This is a genomic window from Terrabacter sp. Root181 (assembly GCF_001428505.1).
Classification (GTDB): Bacteria; Actinomycetota; Actinomycetes; order Actinomycetales; family Dermatophilaceae; genus Terrabacter.
This window is the reverse complement of sequence record NZ_LMHU01000005.1, coordinates 218,002-234,173: the sequence shown is the minus strand read 5'-3', so window position 1 is coordinate 234,173 and position 16,172 is coordinate 218,002. Positions and strand designations below refer to the sequence as shown.

Here is a 16,172-nt window from a genome sequence, read left to right as displayed (position 1 = left end):
CTACCCCAACCTGCCCAACGCGTCGCGCATCCCCTGTTCGGCCTCGTCGCCGAGCTTCTTGAAGGCCGGCGCGAACAGCGGGGCGATGAACTTCGCCAGGCCCTTGAACTCGAAGTCGGCCCGGTAGGTGACGGTCGTGCCCTCACCGAGGGTGGCGCCCGACCCCGTCACCGTGCGCACGAAGGTCATGGTGTCCTTCGCGACGACCGTCGCGTTCTCGCCTCGGAGCGCGAACCGCTCGCCGGGCACGCACTCGACGACGAGGTAGTCGAGCTGGGTCTCGCGACCGAGGAACTTCGACACGTTGTGGTAGCGCGTGCCGACCCCGCCCTCGCCCGCCACCCGCTCGGTGCGGACGGTTCCGGGGTCCCATTCGGTGGTGTTGGTGAAGTCGCTGAGGTAGGCGAAGACGCGGTCGACCGGATGTCCGACGGTGACGCTGCGCTCGATGTCCATGCCTTCTCCAACCTTTGACAGACCTTGAACAGCCACTCTACGGTGTGGACGAAGGATGGACAACGCAACCTCTCGAGAACCATCCCTCTGAACAGTCGAACCATCCGGTCGGGGCGTCGCGCCGAACCACACGGGACCACATCAGCCAGGAGGCCTCGGTGACTCGACCGAACCGCAACACCCGACCGACCGCAGCGGTGATCGGGGCCGGAGTGTCCGGCCTGACCGCCGCGCACGTGCTCGGCGCCACCCACGACGTCACCCTCTTCGAGGGCGACTCGCGGCTCGGCGGCCACGCGCACACCCACGACGTCCCCGGTCGCGACGGCAGCCTGCGCATCGACAGCGGCTTCATCGTCCACAACGAGAAGACCTACCCGCACCTGCTCCGCCTCTTCCGCGAGCTCGACGTGCCGACCCAGCCCACCGAGATGAGCATGAGCATCACGTGCGAGGGCTGCGGGCTGTCGTATGCCGGTGGGCGCGGACCCCGGGGGATGTTCGCCCAGAAGCGCCGCCTCGCCGACCCGCGCTTCATCCGGATGCTGCGTGACGTGCCGCGCTTCCACGCCGCCGCGCGCGCCCTGCTGGCCGACGAGTCGCAGGACCCGACATGGGGCGAGTTCCTTGCAGCGCAAGGCTTCTCCGACTACTTCGTGCGCCACTTCGCCATCCCGCTCGTGGCCTGCGTCTGGTCGTGCGGCGACCTCGACGCGACCTCCTACCCGGCGCGTCACCTCTTCCGGTTCCTCGACCACCACGGCATGCTGACGGTGAAGGGGTCGCCCACGTGGCGCACCGTCACCGGCGGGTCGGCGACCTACGTCGACCGGCTCGTCGAGCGTCTGCCTGACGTCCGCAAGGAGAGCCCGGTGACCGCCGTGACGAGGCACGACGACGGCGTCGACGTGCTGGTGCGCGACGGGCACACGACGACCTTCGACCGCGTCGTGGTCGCCACCCACGCCGACCAGGCCCTCGACCTGCTCGCCGACGCGACACCCGACGAGAAGGGTGACCTCTCCGCGATCCGCTACTCCCGCAACGAGACCTGGCTGCACCGTGACTCCTCGGTCCTGCCGAAGCCGCGCCAGGCGAAGGCCTCGTGGAACTACCGCATGCACGCGTGCGACGCGCCGGCCCCCGACGTCACCGTCAGCTACTGGATGAACCGCCTCCACGGCATCACCGACGCCGACGACCACGTCGTGACGCTCAACCCCGCCCGCAGCATCGACGAGTCGCTCGTGACGGCGCGGATGTCCTACGACCACCCGATCTTCACCCGCGAGGCCGTCGAGGCCGCGTCGCGCCTGCGCGAGGGCGGCGGCGAGCGCCTGGCCTTCGCCGGCGCGCACCTCGGCTGGGGCTTCCACGAGGACGGCTGCCGCTCCGGCGTTGAAGCCGCCGAGTCCTTCGGGGTGCGCTGGTGACGGCCGTCCTGACGCCACCCACGGTGCCTGCCCTCGTCGACGGCACCGTGGCTCACTCGCGCCGCACGCCGCTCCACCACAGCTTCACCCACGGCCACTACCAGTGGCTGGTCGACGTGGACGACCTGCCGCGACTCCCTTGGCCGACAAGGCTCCTCGCCCGCTTCGACGTCCGCGACCACCTCGACGGGGGTCGGCTCGGGGGCGGCATCCGCGGTGACGTCGAGCGCTTCCTGACGGCACGGGGCGTGACACTGGCCGCTGACGACCGCGTGCTCATGCTCGCCAACGCGCGGGTCCTCGGCCACACCTTCGACCCGCTCTCGGTCTTCTGGTGCCTGCGCCCCGACGGCTCGCTCCTCGCCGTCGTCTTCGAGGTGCACAACACGTACGGCGAGCGCCACGCATACCTCCTCGACGTCCACGACGACGGCACGGCGACCGTCGACAAGGCGTTCTACGTCTCCCCCTTCAACGACACCCGCGGGGAGTATGCCGTCCGCCTCGTCCTCGAGCCCGATGCCGTCAGCGTGACCGTGGCCCTCGACCGCGACGGCGAGCGCGTCATGACCGCCGTCACCCGCGGCACCCCGGAGCCGGCCACGCCCCGCGCACTGCTCCGCCTCGTCCGCCGTCACGGCCTCGTCACCCAGAGGGTGACCGCCCTCATCCGGGTCCACGGCATCCGCCTGTGGCTGCGCCGCCTGCCCGTCGTGCCCCGCCCCCGCCACCCCAAGGAGGCTGTCCGATGACCGCCCTGTCCCCCACCATGGCCCAACCGCTGTGCCTGCGCCGACCCACCCTGCGTGTGCTGTGCGTGCGCGCCCGCCTCGCCCGCAGCATCCTCGCCCAGGTCGCCAAGCGCGTGCCGGTGGACGTCGTCATGCCCGACGGCTCGCTGCTCGGCGGCTGCACGCGCCGCGCCGACCGCCCCGGGCTCGAGATCGTGCGCCCCACCGCGGTCTTCGAGCGGCTGGCCCACCACCCGAAGATCGGCATCGGCGAGGCCTACATGGCCGGCGACTGGAAGGCGGCCGAGGGCACCGACCTCGCCGAGCTGCTCATGCCCTTCGCCGAGCGCATGACGACGGCGGTCCCGGGGGGCTGGCTGCGGCTGCGGGGCTTCGTCGACCGCCGGATCCCGAGCATCCAGAACAACTCGCTGCTCGGCTCGCGCCGCAACATCGAGGCGCACTACGACCTGTCCAACGACCTCTTCGCGACCTTCCTCGACGAGACGATGAGCTACAGCTCGGCGATCTTCGACGAGGACGAGCCGCTGCGCACGCAGTCCTTCGAGCAGGCCCAGCTGCGCAAGGTGCACGCGATCCTCGACATGGCCAAGGTCGGCCAGGACACGCGGGTGCTCGAGATCGGCACCGGCTGGGGCACGCTCGCCCTCGAGGCAGCGCGCCGCGGGGCGACGGTGACGAGCGTGACGCTCTCCAAGGAGCAGGCGGCGCTCGCCCGCCGGCGTGTCGCCGAAGCCGGCTTCGCCGACAGCGTCGACATCCGGATCCAGGACTACCGCGAGGTCGAGGGCGTCTACGACGCCGTCGTCAGCGTGGAGATGATCGAGGCCGTCGGCGAGGAGTACTGGGAGACCTACTTCCGCACCATCGACGAGCGCCTCGCCCCGGGGGGCATCGCCGCCGTCCAGGCGATCCTCATGTCGCACGAACGGCTCATGGCGACGAAGCACTCCTACGGCTGGATCCAGAAGCACATCTTCCCCGGCGGGCTCATCCCGAGCCTCCAGGCGATGAGCGAGACGACCGACGCCGCGACGACGCTGCGGATGTCGGCCGTCGAGGCCTTCGGCACCGACTACGCCGAGACCCTGCGGCGCTGGCGCGAGACGTTCCTCGCCCGCTGGCCCGAGGTCCACGCCCTCGGCTTCGACGAGACCTTCCGCCGCAAGTGGGAGTTCTACCTCGCCTACTGCGAGGCGGGCTTCGCGACGGGCTACCTCGACGTCGCCCAGGTGCGCTTCGAGCGCGAGGGCGCCGCGGCCGCGGCCTCGTGATGGCACTGGCGACGACGTCGATCCTGTGGTTCCGGCGCGACCTGCGCCTGAACGACCACCCGGCGCTGCTCGCGGCCGTCGACGCGGCGAGCCACGTGCTGCCCGTGTTCGTCCTCGACCCGCGTCTGCTCGAGACCGACACGCCCCGCACCCGGCGGCTGCTGGCCTCCCTCGCGTCGCTGTCGAAGGACACCCGTGGCGCCCTCGTCGTCCGGCGCGGTGACCCCGTCGACGTCATCCCCGCGCTCGCCGCGGAGGTCGGTGCGCAGCAGGTGCACGTCTCCCGCGAGACGACGCCCTACGGCCGCCGCCGTGACGAGGCCGTCGAGAAGGCACTGGCCGACGAGGGACGCCGGCTCGTCGCCACCGGCACGCCGTATGCCGTCGGACCGGGTCGCATCGTCAACCAGTCGGGCTCGCCGTACAAGGTCTTCACCCCCTTCTCCAAGGCGTGGCACCAGCACGGGCGGCCTGCGCCGGCCGGCCGCCCGAAGCGCATCCCGTGGCTGCGCGACGACGTGCGCAGCGACACCCTGCCGGAGGCTCCCCACCTGGAGGCCGGCGAGGCCGCCGCGCTCAAGCGGTGGGACCGCTTCCTCCACGACGGGCTGACGGCGTACGACAAGGAACGCGACCGACCCGACCTCGACACCACGAGCAGGCTGTCGGCACCTCTGAAGTACGGCGAGATCCACCCGCGCACCCTGCTCGCCGACATCGCGGCGCACTCCGCGGGGCGCTCGCAGGCCGCGAGCACCTTCGTCACCGAGCTGATCTGGCGCGAGTTCTACGCCGACGTGCTCTGGCACCACCCCGACTCGGCGTGGCACGACCTGCGGCCCGAGCTGGCGAGGCTGCCCTACGACTCCGGCGCCGAGACCGACCGGCTCGTCGACGCGTGGCGCGAGGGGCGCACCGGCTACCCGGTCGTGGACGCCGGGATGCGCCAGCTGCTCGAGGAGGGCTGGATGCACAACCGGGTCCGGATGATCACGGCGAGCTTCCTCACCAAGGACCTCCACGTGTGGTGGCCCGTCGGCGCGCAGCACTTCCTCGACCACCTCGTCGACGGCGACATCGCCTCCAACAACCACGGCTGGCAGTGGGTCGCGGGCACCGGCACCGACGCGTCGCCCTACTTCAGGGTCTTCAACCCGGTGACGCAGGGGAGGAAGTTCGACCCCGACGGCGACTACGTCCGGCGCTGGGTCCCCGAGCTGGCGCACCTGCCGGGTGCCGCGGCCCACGAGCCGTGGAAGCATGACAACGGGTACGACCAGGACTACCCCCGGCCGGTCGTCGACCACGACGACGAGCGCAGGGAGACCCTGGCCCGCTACGAGCGCGCCCGAGGCTAGGAGGCGAGATGCGGGGCCCCGTGACCGAGCTGCGTGCGTTCGTCAACGCCGCGCTCATCGAGAAGGTCGACCGCGACCACCGCGATCCCGACGACGTCTTCCGGCGCCGTCAGGTCGTCGTGGCGCTCACCTTCGTCGTCGGGACCGTGGTGCTGGCCTGGGCGCTGCGGATCACGCCGGGCGACCCGCTCTTCTACGTCGCGACGCTCACCCTCGCGGGAGTGTGGCTCGTCGGTGCCCTGCTGTCGGGTCCCCTGCACGCCGGCATGGGTCACACGCGCCGGGGTGAGAGGGCGCGGCCGATCGTGCAGTCCCTCGTGCTCGGCGTGCTCCTGCTCCTCCTCTTCCTCGTCGGCGCGCTGGTCGTGGCACGCATCCCGGTGCTGCGCGAGCCGGTCGACCAGCTGCTCGACCATGCGCGGTTCGGGGCGTTCGCGGCCGTCCTCGCCATCACCTTCGTCAACGGCGTCGTCGAGGAGCTCTACTTCCGCGGCGCGCTCTACGCCGCCCTCCCGCGCCACCAGGTGACCCTGACGACCGTGCTCTACGCCCTGACCACCGTGGGCAGCGGCATCCCGCTGCTCGTCCTGGCAGCCGCCGTCATCGGCCTCGTGACGGCCCTGCAGCGCCGCGTCACCGGGGGCTTCCTCGGGCCGATCATCACGCACGTCGTGTGGTCGACCGGGATGCTCCTCCTCCTCCCACCCGCCCTCGAGCTGACCAGGTGACCCCATGACTGCCACCCCGAACGACACCACCCCCGACACCACCGCGCGCCGGGCCCTCGTGACCGGTGCCTCCGGCTACGTCGGCGGACAGGTGGTCCCGCGACTGCTCGACGGGGGCTGGACCGTGCGGGTGCTCACCCGACGCCGGGGCTCGATGGACGACAAGCCGTGGGTCGACCGGGTCGAGGTCGCCGAGGGCGACGTCGGGTCCGCCGACGACATGCGCCGAGCGCTCGAGGGCGTCGACGCGGCGTGGTACCTCGTGCACTCGATGGACGACCAGCCCGACTTCCAGGAGCGCGACCGCGAGGCGGCGACGCACTTCGCGGAGGCGGCCAAGGAGGCCGGGGTCTCGCGCATCGTCTACCTCGGCGGCCTGCACCCCGACGACGAGGTCCTCTCGCCGCACCTCGCCTCACGCGTCGAGGTCGGCCGCATCCTGCTCGGCTCGGGCGTGCCGACCGCGGTGCTCCAGGCTGCCGTCGTGCTCGGTGACGGCTCGGCGTCGTTCGACATGCTGCGCTACCTCACGACCCGGCTGCCGGCGATGGTCGCGCCGAAGTGGCTCGACAACAAGATCCAGCCGATCGCCATCGACGACGTCGTGACGCTGCTCGTCGGCGCCGGGAGCCTGCCGCCGGAGGTCAACCGCACCTTCGACATCGGCGGTCCCGAGGTCCTGACCTACCGCGAGATGATCGCGCGCTTCTCCGACGCGACGGGACGGCGCCGACCGGTCGTCGTGACCGTGCCCGTGCTGACCCCGCGTCTCGCGAGCCACTGGGTCGGCCTCGTCACCCCCATCTCGGCGGGCTTGGCCAAACCGCTCGTCGGCAGCCTCGTCCACGAGGTCGTCGCCAAGGAGAACGACCTGCTCGAGCACGTGGACGTGCCCGGCGGCTTCACCGACTTCGACACCGCCGTCCGCTCGGCCATGCGCACGGCCCAGCCCGACACCGCGATGCGCAACCTCGCCCTGACGAGTGCCGCGACGGTTGCGAGCGCGGTCGTGGGTTCCCTTGCGACGCAACCGGACTCGGCGTGGTACCGCTCGCTCGACCTGCCCGACTGGCAGCCGCCGACGCTCGCCTTCCCCGTCGTGTGGACCGCGCTCTACGCCGACATCGCGGCGACCTCGGCGACGGCGCTCAACGCGTACGACAAGGCCGGTGACACCGAGGGTCGCAACGCCTACCTCAAGGCCTTCGGCACCAACCTGGCCCTCAACACGGCGTGGAGCGTGGTCTTCTGGCGCGTGCGCAAGCCGTGGGTCGCCGCCGCCGAGGCCGCGCTGCTCACCGCGAGCTCGGCCGACCTCGCCCGGCGCGCCGGCACCGTCAGCAAGGGCGCCGGGATCGCCCTGTCGCCGTATGCCGTGTGGTGCGGGTTCGCGACCGCGCTCTCGACCGCGATCGCCCGCCGCAACCGCTGACGCGGACATCGGCGATGGCGTGGCGCGGTCGACCGCACGGCGGACCAGGGAGACCCTGGTGCTTGCTGCCGGCAACCTGACCGGTCAGAGCCACCAGCAGTCGGAGACCTGCGGGAGCCCGGAGACGCGCGCCTCGAGGAAGGCATACTGCTTGGCGAACGACGGCACGGCCCCGCCGACGTGGGTCGGGGTGATGTTGGCCGAGAAGGCGACATTCGCGCCGCGGTCGCACCAGTCGCGCGCGAGACCGCGCCCGACGGCGTACGGGATGACGTCGTCGAGGACCGAGTGCGTGACGAGCACCGGGACGGCGGGCTTGAGCCGCCCGATGCGCTGGTCGGCGATGATCGAACGGAACGGCTCCGACGCGGCGAGCTCGGTGAGGGAGCGGCCGTCCCTGGTCAGGTCGCTCGAGCGGATGAACGCGTGCAGCGCGATCGACTCGGCGACACACTCGCCCTTGACGGCTGCGATGACCGAGGTGCCCCGGGCGTTGAGGAAGCTGTCGAGGTCGACCCCGTAGGCGGCGGACTGGCCGGCGACGGCATAGAGCGCGAAGGCCGAGTAGAGGCTGCCGTCGACATGGTCGGCGACGGCCCCGAGCTCGGCGGGCACGGCGCCGGCGACGGCACCCTCGAGCCGGAGCTCGGGCGCGTAGCTCGGCGCCAGCTCGACGGCGGCTGCCGTGGCACCACCACCCTGGCTGTAGCCGGCGAGCATGACCGGGCCGTTCGTCGGCAGGCCGGTGCCGGGGAGTCGCTGGGTGGCACGGACCATGTCGAGGACGGCGTGCGCCTGGGCCTCGCGGACCATGTAGGTGTGGGTGCCTGGCGTGCCGAGGCCCTGGTAGTCGGTCATCGCCACGGCATAGCCGCGGGTCAGCAGACCGGAGATGAAGGCGCCTTCGTACTCCGACCCGGCGGCGAGCTGACGGCTCGGGGCGCACTGGTCACCCATGCCCTGGGTGCCGGCGGCGTAGCCGATGACCGGACGCTGGCCCGCACCGACCCACGGGACCGGGGGCACGAGGACGGTGCCCGTGACGGCGATCGGGGCGCCTCTGCGGTCGCGCGTGGCGTACATGACGCGGGTGGCGCGCGCGGTCGAGGGCACGGCCCCGAGCGGGTCGACGTAGAACGTCATCGGCTCCGCCTTGAGCACCGCGCCGGGGGACGCCGTGACGGGGTTCGGCGGGTCGTAGAAGCCTGCAGCCCGGGCCGTGGTGACCGGGGACATGAGCGCGGCGGCGACGGCGAGCACGACGACACCGACGACACGGCGGGTGCGGGACAGGCGAAGCGTCGAACGAGGCATGGCGGCGTGCTCCTCAGGCGGCGGGACGACGTCGGTGGCGTCCACTCACCAGTAACCTACTGGCGGTAACCATGCATGTCGCGCCGAGACGGCGCGGGGCTCCGCGGCGTTCTGTCGTCGTCTGCGGTCGTCTAGCGTCGCGTCGATAGTCCGTGATACGACGCTCGCGTGGTCAGGCCGAGGCCGGCTGCTTCGTGAAGGCGCGGCGGTAGGCGACGGGCGGGATGCCGATCTCCCGCTGGAAGTGGTGGCGCAACACCGCAGCAGTGGCGAAGCCGCTCTCGCGCGCGATCCGCTCGACGTCGAGGTCCGTCGACTCGAGCAGGTGGCGGGCCCGGAGTACCCGCTGGCTCGTGAGCCACTTGTGCGGGGTCGTGCCGACCTCGGCGGTGAAGCGGCGCGCGAAGGTGCGCTCGGACATGGCCGCCCGCCTGGCGAGCGACGGGATCGAGTGCTCCTCGTCGAGGCGCTCGGCCACCCACTCCATGACGTCCTGGAGGCCCTCGCACGGCTCGGACGGGAGTGGGGTCTCGACGAACTGGCGCTGACCGCCGGAGCGGTGCGGCGGGACCACCATGCGCCGCGCGATGCGGGTCGCCACCTCGGAGCCGAGCTCGGTGCGCACGATGTGGAGGCACGCGTCGATGCCTGCTGCCGTGCCGGCACTCGTCAGGACCGGACCGTCCTCGACATAGAGGACGTCGAGGTCCACGCAGGCGCGCGGGTGCTCGTCGGCCAGCCGGGCGGCATACCTCCAGTGGGTCGTGCACTCACGACCGTCGAGCAGGCCGGCGGCCGCGAGCTGGAAGGCGCCCGAGCACACGGACAGGACGCGCCCGCCCCCGTCCGCGGTCTCGCGCAGGATGTCGAGGACCTCGGGGTCGTAGGGGCCGTCGACCGCCCCGCCCGGGATCGCGACGAGGTCGGCGCCGCGGGCCGCCTCGAGCGGGAAGGGCGCGACGATGCTCATGCCGCTCGTCGTGCGCAGCACCTCGCCGGGACGCGACGAGCAGACCCGGAAGTCGAACGCCGGGACGCCGTCGTCGGTGCGGTCGATGCCGAAGACCTCGCAGAGGACGCCGAGCTCGAACATGGCCACGGGCTCCTGGGCGATGACGGCGATGGTGCGCAGCATCCGGCCAGCATGGCACGTTTGGCAGGATCTTGTCGATCAACGACAGTTCTGCCACTCGTGGCGGGATCCTGATGAGCGCAGACTTTCTGCCATGGACATCATCTTCTTCATCCTCATGATCATCGCCATCGTCGCGGCCCTCGAGCCGCACCACCGTCGCACGTTCTCACTGCCCCGGGCCCCCTTCGGTGCAGACGCCGAGGTCGACCGCGACATCGAGCGCGTGCTGCACGACGTGCCCGTCATCCGCTGAGTTCGACTGCGGCACATCGGCACCCGGTCTCAGCCGACGCGTCGCCAGAGGGCGTGCAGGTCGGCGCCGGCGCGAAACCCGCCGGCCTCGGCCAGGTCCGAGGCCTCGCGGAAGCGGCGGGCCAGCTCCGCCGGCTCGTGCGCGTCACTGCCGAAGGTGACCGCATCACCGCCGGCCTCGTGCCACCAGCGGACGACCGTCGGGTGCAGCGGCAGCACCGTGTTGATCTCGAGGGCCTTGCCGGCGTCCGCCACGGCCGCGAGCACGTGGCGGAACTCGACCTCGAAGTCAGCCGGCTCGAAGGGGCCGTCCGTCGCCTCGTCCCAGGAGCGGACGGGGTAGTCGATGTGGGCGAGGACCTCGAAGGTGTCGTCCGCCGCCACCATGGTCGCGACGTCGCGCAGGTAGGTCCGGACGATCTCCGCCGCGGGTCTGCGCCCGAAGAGCTCGCCGGGCTCGGTCCAGCCGTCCCCGTCGGACAGGCAGTGCAGCGAGCCGAGGACCCGGTCGAAGGTGCCGGCCGCGAGCACCCGGGCGACCGCCGCGGCATGCAGGTGCGGTTCGCCGAGCTCGAGCCCGCTGAGGATGCGCAGGGCCGGGTAGCGCTCCCGACAGTCGGCGACCGCCTCGAGGTAGCCCGCGGCATCGAAGGGCGGCGGCGTGACCAGGCCGTCCGACGACGTGAACGACAGCAGGTGCGCACCCGCCTCGACGTGCGACCGGTCGAGGGACCAGACGGTGTGGTCGACGTGCTCGGTGAAGGCGACCGCGGGCAGACCCAGCTCGAGCGCCCGCGCGCAGGTGCGGTCCATCGACCCGCGCGCAGCGTCCCAGGACCACTCGGTGTGCACGTGGCTGTCCGCGGGAAGCGACATCACGCCACGCTAGGGCACCCGGCGAGCCCGGTGCGGGTCACCGGCGTCCCACCTGTCGCAACACAGGCACGTAGAGGGACGGAGAGGCGTCAGAAGGGTGGTGGATCGTCACGTGGACGAGGCGCCGGGCCCGTACGTGGTGCGGGGCGGCGGTGGGGTGGTCCCGAGCCGGGGTCGCGGAGTGCCTCACGCCAGTCCTTCGGGTAGGTGATGTAGTCCCGGCCTGCGGGCGAGGTCCACGAGATGCCGTCGTCATCGACCCGCCGGACCTGCCAGACCCGGGCCGTCTTGCCGTTGTGGCAGCCCCGACTCAGGGAGTCGACGTTTGAGATGTGCGTCGCCCCCACCGGCCAGGGCACGAGGTGGTCGACGTCGCAACGGTCGGCGGTGACCTGGCAGCCGGGCCCGCGGCAGACGCCGTCGACCGCCCTGACGTGCTCGACCATCTCGCGGGTCGGGGTGTAGCAATCGGTGGAGAGCTCGAGGGTGCGGCCGGTGTCGACGTCGACCGCGAGGCGCTGCCACACGGAGCCCGGAGCGGTCATGATCTGGCGGGCATGGGCGGCAGTGACCCACCCGTGGCCCGGCAGCTCGCACGCGGCGTCGGACAGACCGACCGCGACCTCGAAGGGCACGACGATGCGGACGGTGGCGGGCGCGGCGTCGGACAGCACGCCCGAGCACGTGGGCCCGTCCCCGACGCCAAGGTCGCCGCCGGAGGGGACGACTCCGAAGAGGGCGAGGTCGCAGAGCAGGTCGCTGCGCAGCTGGTCGAGGCTGCGGTCGTCGCCGGCGGCGCGCGCCGCCCGGGCCAGGGCATCGACCCGGTCGAGCACGCCGACGACGCGCTCGGCCGGCGCGACGACGGTGAACGTCCCCATGCCGTCCTCGACGATGCGGCCGTAGGCGGTGCGACGGACGGCCGACGAGCGGCGGCGCTCCTCCGCCGCACGGGAGTCCGCCGAGCGGACGCATCGCTGCAACCGCGTCGCGAAGAGTCGCTGCGAGGCCACCGAGCCATCGGGCGCCGGAGCGAGCACCGTGGCCTCGAGGTCGGGGACGACATCGTCGTCCAGAGCCCGCGTCTCGACGACGATCCGCAGCGCCCGCTGGAGGCTGACGGCCCCGGACCGCAACCGCTCGCGCAGCACCCGATGCCGGCGCGGCGCCAGGGCGAGCTCGAGTCGGCGGGCGACCTCCGTCGCACCCACGCCGGTCGCACAGGTGATCTCCTGGACGGCGACCTGCTCGGACGTGATCGGGACCGGCGAGCTCGTCGTCAGCCGCGCGAGCGCCTGCTCTTCGATCGAGTGCAGCGCAGCGTACGCGTCGACGATCCGGCCCTCGAGAAGAGCCTTCCGGACCTCGAGACGCTCGATCTGCGACAGCACCGCGTCGGCTTCGTCGTCCAGCGAGACCGTCGTGCTGGACGCCTGCGCACGCTCGGCGCGGGCCTTCGCCTGACCGAGGAGCCAGACCACTCGGGGATTGAGGGTGCTGCCACCGGCAGTCGCGTCAGGCGCCGGACGCCCGGTGTCGAGGAAAGGCACGAACTCACTCCTCCCACTCGGGTCGCCGACTCCTCAATTAGAACACATGTTCGACACTTTGGGAAGGGCTACCCACAGCCCGATGTCGCCCGATCCACTTGCAGCGCAGCCTGATTCGACGACCTCAGCCGTCGACGACGGGCGTGGACCGAGGCTTGCGTCGCGTCAGCAGGACGCCCGCGATGCACAGGGCGCCACCGACGAAGGTCAGGGGTGGGGGCACCTCGGAGAGCAGCGCCCAGGCGATGAGCGTCGCGATGAAGGGCACGAGGAAGGTGGTCAGGGTCAGCGTGCCGGCATCGCTGCGCGCCAGGACGTAGGCCCACGTCGAGAAGGCGATGGCGGTCGGGAAGATCCCGAGGTAGGCGATCCACCACAGGGTGCTGGCATCGCTGTCGCGGACCACCGTGACGAGCTCGCCGGTCCACGGCAGGCAGACGACCGCGCCGATGATGCAGGCGAGCCACGTGACCTCCGGGCCCGGCAGCCGCCCGAGGAGGGGCTTCTGCGCGAGGACCCCCACGGCATACGTCACCGCGGCGAGGACGGCGAGCCAGACGCCAACCATGTCGCCGGAGTCCCCTGAGGAGAACCCGCGCGCGATGACGACGACGCCGGCGAAGCCGACGGCCATGCCGATGAGCAGCCAGCGGGACATCCTCTCGCCGAGGAAGACGGTGGCGAGCAGTGCCACGATGATCGGTCCGATCTGCACGATGAGAGCAGACGTGCCGGCGTCGATGCGCCGCTCGGCCTCGTTGAGGGCGAGGTTGTAGATGCCGAACCAGCCGACTCCGCAGAGCAGGAGCAGTGGCCAGTCGCGCGCGGCCGGCCACGTGCGCGGTCGGCGGAAGACGAGCACCCCGAGCGCGACCGACGCGACGAGGAGGCGCCCCAGTGAGAGCGCGCCCGGCGGGACGTCGCGGCCGAGGTGCCGGATCGCGACGAACGCCGAGGCCCAGAGCAGGAGGGTCACGGCCACGGCGCCGAGCACGAGCCACCTCGCGCGGCGACTGCCGGTCGGGGCCTCGGATGCGGTGCGGGAGTCCACGGTCACCCCCAGACCGTAGGCGTCGGCACCGACAGCGCGCCGCCTGCTTTCCGGTCAGGAGTCGGCGACATCCCGCCAGACCGTGGGCACCTTGCAGCCCGACGCATACATAAGTTAACGTTTCTCTTATGGCAAGGATTGGTTATATAGAGATGCGGGCCTGCTGTCGCCCGCTCGGGAGCCGAGCCGCGCGCTGAGGCCGAGAGCCCGCCGCCGCACCCGCTCCCGAGCGCCCCGCCCACTCCCCCCATCCCGAAAGGCACGACCATGTCCCGCGGCGCCCAGCGCATCTCCGTCGACCTCGCCGACACCGCCCGTCGACTCGCCCGTCAACGCACCCTGTGGCAGGGGCTCGTCGACTTCGACCCCATCAGCCGCTTCTACGCACGGCTCCTCGCCGACCACGACCACGAGGCCTGGCTGCTCACCTGGCTGCCCGGTCAGGGGACGCCGTGGCACGACCACGGTGGCAGCGCCGGGTCGTTCGTCGTGCTCCAGGGCGTCCTGACCGAGGAGGTCGCCGGCTACCGCTCGGCAGCCGCCCTCGACGACGTCCGACGGGTGACCGGCCCGGGAGTCAGGCTCACGCCCGGCGACCAGCGGACGTTCGGCACCCGCCACCTGCACCGGGTGACGAACGCCGGGTCCGACCCGGCCGTCAGCCTGCACGTGTACGGGCCCAAGCTGACCTCCATGACGAACTACCGGGCCGTCGACGGAGTGCTCGAGGTCGAGGAGCAGGCCGAGGTCGGGATCGACTGGTGAGCCCGCCACGCCCCCGCACGATCGACGAGATCCTCGCCGAGGCCCGTGCCCGCCTCACGCGCGTGACCCCGGCCGAGGCCGATGCCGCGCGCGAGCGAGGAGCGGTCATCGTCGACATCCGACCCGCGGCGCAGCGCGAGGCCGAGGGCGAGCTCCCCTTCGCGGTCGTCATCGAGCGCAACGTCCTCGAGTGGCGGTTCGATCCCGCGAGCGACGCGTCGCTGCCGATCGCCAGCCACGACCTCGAGGTGATCGTGCTCTGCCAGGAGGGCTACACGTCCAGTCTCGCAGCCGCCGCCCTCCAGGACCTCGGCATCCACCGCGCCACCGACGTCATCGGGGGGTATGCCGCGTGGCGGGCGTGGCAGGCCTCCGCGGCGCGGGCCGGCGCCGCGGGCGGTCGATGACGCAGCTGCCGGTCAGTGGCCCGAACCGATGACCATCTTGGCTCGCTCCGACTCGTGTGCCCCACCCTTGGCCGCAAGCGTCGTGCAGGCGTCCTCGATGTCACGGGCCAGGGTGTCGACGTGCTCGCGACTCATCGTCTCCTTGACCAGGGCACGCATGATCGTGATGTCCTGGGCGTCGGGCGGCAGCGTGTAGGCGGGCACCATCCAGCCGCGCTCGGCAGACAGCTGCCAGGCGATGTCGAACTCGTCGTACTCGTGTTCGCCGGACAGGAGGAAGGCGACGAGCGGGAGCTGCTCCTCGTGCCGGCCGATCAGCTCGAAACGCCCCATCGCCTCGAGCTGGTCGCCGAGCATCCGGGCGTTCGCCTGCATGTTGCGCATGATGTAGGTGTAGCCCTCACGGCCGTAGCGCACGAGGTTGTAGTACTGCGCCAGCACCATCGCCGACCCCGTCGAGAAGTTCAGGGTGAAGGTCGAGTCGGTCTTGCCGAGGTAGTTCTCCTTGAAGACCAGATCCGGTGCCAGGTCGGCGACCTCCCGGAAGATCAGCCAGCCGATGCCCGGATAGACCAGGCCGAACTTGTGTCCCGAGACGTTGATCGACCGCACCTGCTCGAGCCGGAAGTCCCATCGTGAGTCCGGGTAGAGGAACGGCCACACGAAGCCACCGCTGGCCCCGTCGATGTGCAGCGGCACGTCGAGGCCACGCTCCTGCTTGATCTGCACGAGGAGATCGTTGATGCCGACGACGTCGTCCTTGTGGCCGGTGAAGGTCGTGCCGAGTACGGCGGCGACTCCGATCGTGTTCTCGTCCACGTGCGGCGCGACGTCCTCCGGACCGATCGTGTACTTCCCGGGCTGGAGCGGCACGATCCGCGGCTCGACGTCGAAGTAGCGGCAGAACTTCTCCCAGACGACGTGGACGTCGCCTCCGAAGACCAGGTTCGGGCTCTCGGTGGAGCCTCCCTCCGCCTGGCGACGGGTGCGCCAGTTCCACTTGAGCGAAAGGCCGCCCAGCATGATCGCCTCGGACGAGCCCTGGGTGCGTGCCCCGGTGGTCTCTCCCGGCGCGTGGAACAGATCGGCGAGCATCCGGATGCAGCGCTGCTCGATCTCGGCCGTGCGCGGGTACTCGGCGTGGTCGATGAAGTTGCGGTGCAGGTTCTCCGCGATGATCTGCTGCGCCTCGGGCTCCATCCACGTGGTGACGAAAGTCGCGAGGTTGCGCCCCGGATCTCCTTCGAGGGCGAGGTCCTCGGCGACGAGGCGCATCGCGTCCACTGCACTCATCCCCGTGGCCGGGAACTCGCGGCTGGGCACCTCCTCGGTCGCGAACCGGTTGCCGTAGAGGGCTGCGATGGCGTTGATCTCGGACGGTGTGGACAT

16 protein-coding genes are annotated in these 16,172 nt (G+C 71.5%); 9 read left to right on the top strand and 7 right to left on the bottom strand.

What is annotated here, in order from left to right; genetic code table 11:
- A complete protein-coding gene (locus ASD90_RS09980) occupies nucleotides 1-456 on the bottom strand; it encodes an SRPBCC family protein (RefSeq protein ID WP_056755337.1) in 456 nt (151 codons plus the stop codon).
- 158 nt (nucleotides 457-614) lie between these two features.
- Here ASD90_RS09980 and ASD90_RS09975 point away from each other — a divergent pair, with 158 nt between their 5' ends.
- From ASD90_RS09975 to ASD90_RS09950, 6 genes are read left to right on the top strand one after another with little or no spacing between them, the layout of a single operon-like run.
- On the top strand, nucleotides 615-1,889 hold the full coding sequence (locus tag ASD90_RS09975; RefSeq protein ID WP_056755334.1) for an NAD(P)/FAD-dependent oxidoreductase: 1,275 nt from the start codon (nucleotides 615-617) through the stop codon (nucleotides 1,887-1,889).
- Entirely contained in the window at nucleotides 1,886-2,641 is a 756-nt protein-coding gene (locus ASD90_RS09970; RefSeq protein WP_056755331.1) for a DUF1365 domain-containing protein, read from the top strand. Before ASD90_RS09975 ends, ASD90_RS09970 begins: the two co-directional genes overlap by 4 nt.
- Nucleotides 2,638-3,915: a cyclopropane-fatty-acyl-phospholipid synthase family protein gene (locus ASD90_RS09965; RefSeq protein WP_056755329.1), complete on the top strand. Its 1,278-nt coding sequence runs from the start codon at nucleotides 2,638-2,640 to the stop codon at nucleotides 3,913-3,915. The genes ASD90_RS09970 and ASD90_RS09965 overlap by 4 nt, the downstream gene beginning before the upstream one ends.
- Entirely contained in the window at nucleotides 3,915-5,273 is a 1,359-nt protein-coding gene (locus ASD90_RS09960) for a deoxyribodipyrimidine photo-lyase (RefSeq protein WP_056755326.1), read from the top strand. Before ASD90_RS09965 ends, ASD90_RS09960 begins: the two co-directional genes overlap by 1 nt.
- Before the next feature lie 8 nt (nucleotides 5,274-5,281).
- Nucleotides 5,282-6,001, top strand: a complete 720-nt coding sequence (locus tag ASD90_RS09955) for a CPBP family intramembrane glutamic endopeptidase (RefSeq protein WP_056755322.1) — start codon at nucleotides 5,282-5,284, stop codon at nucleotides 5,999-6,001.
- Nucleotides 6,002-6,005: 4 nt separating this feature from the next.
- On the top strand, nucleotides 6,006-7,433 hold the full coding sequence (locus ASD90_RS09950) for a tryptophan-rich sensory protein (RefSeq protein ID WP_056755320.1): 1,428 nt from the start codon (nucleotides 6,006-6,008) through the stop codon (nucleotides 7,431-7,433).
- An 84-nt stretch (nucleotides 7,434-7,517) separates the two neighbouring features.
- On the opposite strand, the gene ASD90_RS09945 is transcribed toward ASD90_RS09950, so the two are convergent.
- Nucleotides 7,518-8,792 carry a lipase family protein gene (locus ASD90_RS09945; RefSeq protein ID WP_235506533.1) on the bottom strand — a complete coding sequence of 425 codons (1,275 nt, stop codon included), beginning with the start codon at nucleotides 8,790-8,792 and terminating at the stop codon, nucleotides 7,518-7,520.
- Nucleotides 8,793-8,919: 127 nt separating this feature from the next.
- Nucleotides 8,920-9,882: a GlxA family transcriptional regulator gene (locus ASD90_RS09940; protein WP_056755318.1), complete on the bottom strand. Its 963-nt coding sequence runs from the start codon at nucleotides 9,880-9,882 to the stop codon at nucleotides 8,920-8,922.
- Nucleotides 9,883-9,973: 91 nt separating this feature from the next.
- Between ASD90_RS09940 and ASD90_RS23490 the strand changes: the two genes are divergently transcribed.
- On the top strand, nucleotides 9,974-10,135 hold the full coding sequence (locus ASD90_RS23490; protein WP_157610650.1) for a hypothetical protein: 162 nt from the start codon (nucleotides 9,974-9,976) through the stop codon (nucleotides 10,133-10,135).
- Between the two features lie 29 nt (nucleotides 10,136-10,164).
- On the opposite strand, the gene ASD90_RS09935 is transcribed toward ASD90_RS23490, so the two are convergent.
- The 3 genes from ASD90_RS09935 to ASD90_RS09925 all read right to left on the bottom strand — a co-directional run bounded on the left by ASD90_RS09935 (nucleotide 10,165) and on the right by ASD90_RS09925 (nucleotide 13,617).
- Nucleotides 10,165-11,010, bottom strand: coding sequence for a PHP domain-containing protein (locus tag ASD90_RS09935; protein ID WP_056755313.1), 846 nt, complete (start codon nucleotides 11,008-11,010; stop codon nucleotides 10,165-10,167).
- Nucleotides 11,011-11,099: 89 nt separating this feature from the next.
- A complete protein-coding gene (locus ASD90_RS09930) occupies nucleotides 11,100-12,560 on the bottom strand; it encodes an HNH endonuclease signature motif containing protein (RefSeq protein ID WP_082588618.1) in 1,461 nt (486 codons plus the stop codon).
- Nucleotides 12,561-12,684: 124 nt separating this feature from the next.
- Nucleotides 12,685-13,617: a DMT family transporter gene (locus ASD90_RS09925; protein ID WP_235506531.1), complete on the bottom strand. Its 933-nt coding sequence runs from the start codon at nucleotides 13,615-13,617 to the stop codon at nucleotides 12,685-12,687.
- A 261-nt stretch (nucleotides 13,618-13,878) separates the two neighbouring features.
- On the opposite strand from ASD90_RS09925, the gene ASD90_RS09920 reads away from it, so the two are divergent.
- Together ASD90_RS09920 and ASD90_RS09915 are read left to right on the top strand one after the other, a co-directional pair.
- The gene (locus ASD90_RS09920; protein WP_056755308.1) at nucleotides 13,879-14,376 is read left to right on the top strand and encodes a cysteine dioxygenase family protein; all 498 of its coding nucleotides are present in this window, start codon (nucleotides 13,879-13,881) and stop codon (nucleotides 14,374-14,376) included.
- The gene (locus tag ASD90_RS09915; RefSeq protein WP_200958593.1) at nucleotides 14,373-14,783 is read left to right on the top strand and encodes a rhodanese-like domain-containing protein; all 411 of its coding nucleotides are present in this window, start codon (nucleotides 14,373-14,375) and stop codon (nucleotides 14,781-14,783) included. Before ASD90_RS09920 ends, ASD90_RS09915 begins: the two co-directional genes overlap by 4 nt.
- Nucleotides 14,784-14,795: 12 nt before the next feature.
- Here the strand turns inward: ASD90_RS09915 and ASD90_RS09910 are convergent, their stop codons facing one another.
- Complete coding sequence (locus tag ASD90_RS09910) at nucleotides 14,796-16,172, bottom strand: glutamate decarboxylase (protein WP_056755305.1); 1,377 nt, start codon at nucleotides 16,170-16,172, stop codon at nucleotides 14,796-14,798.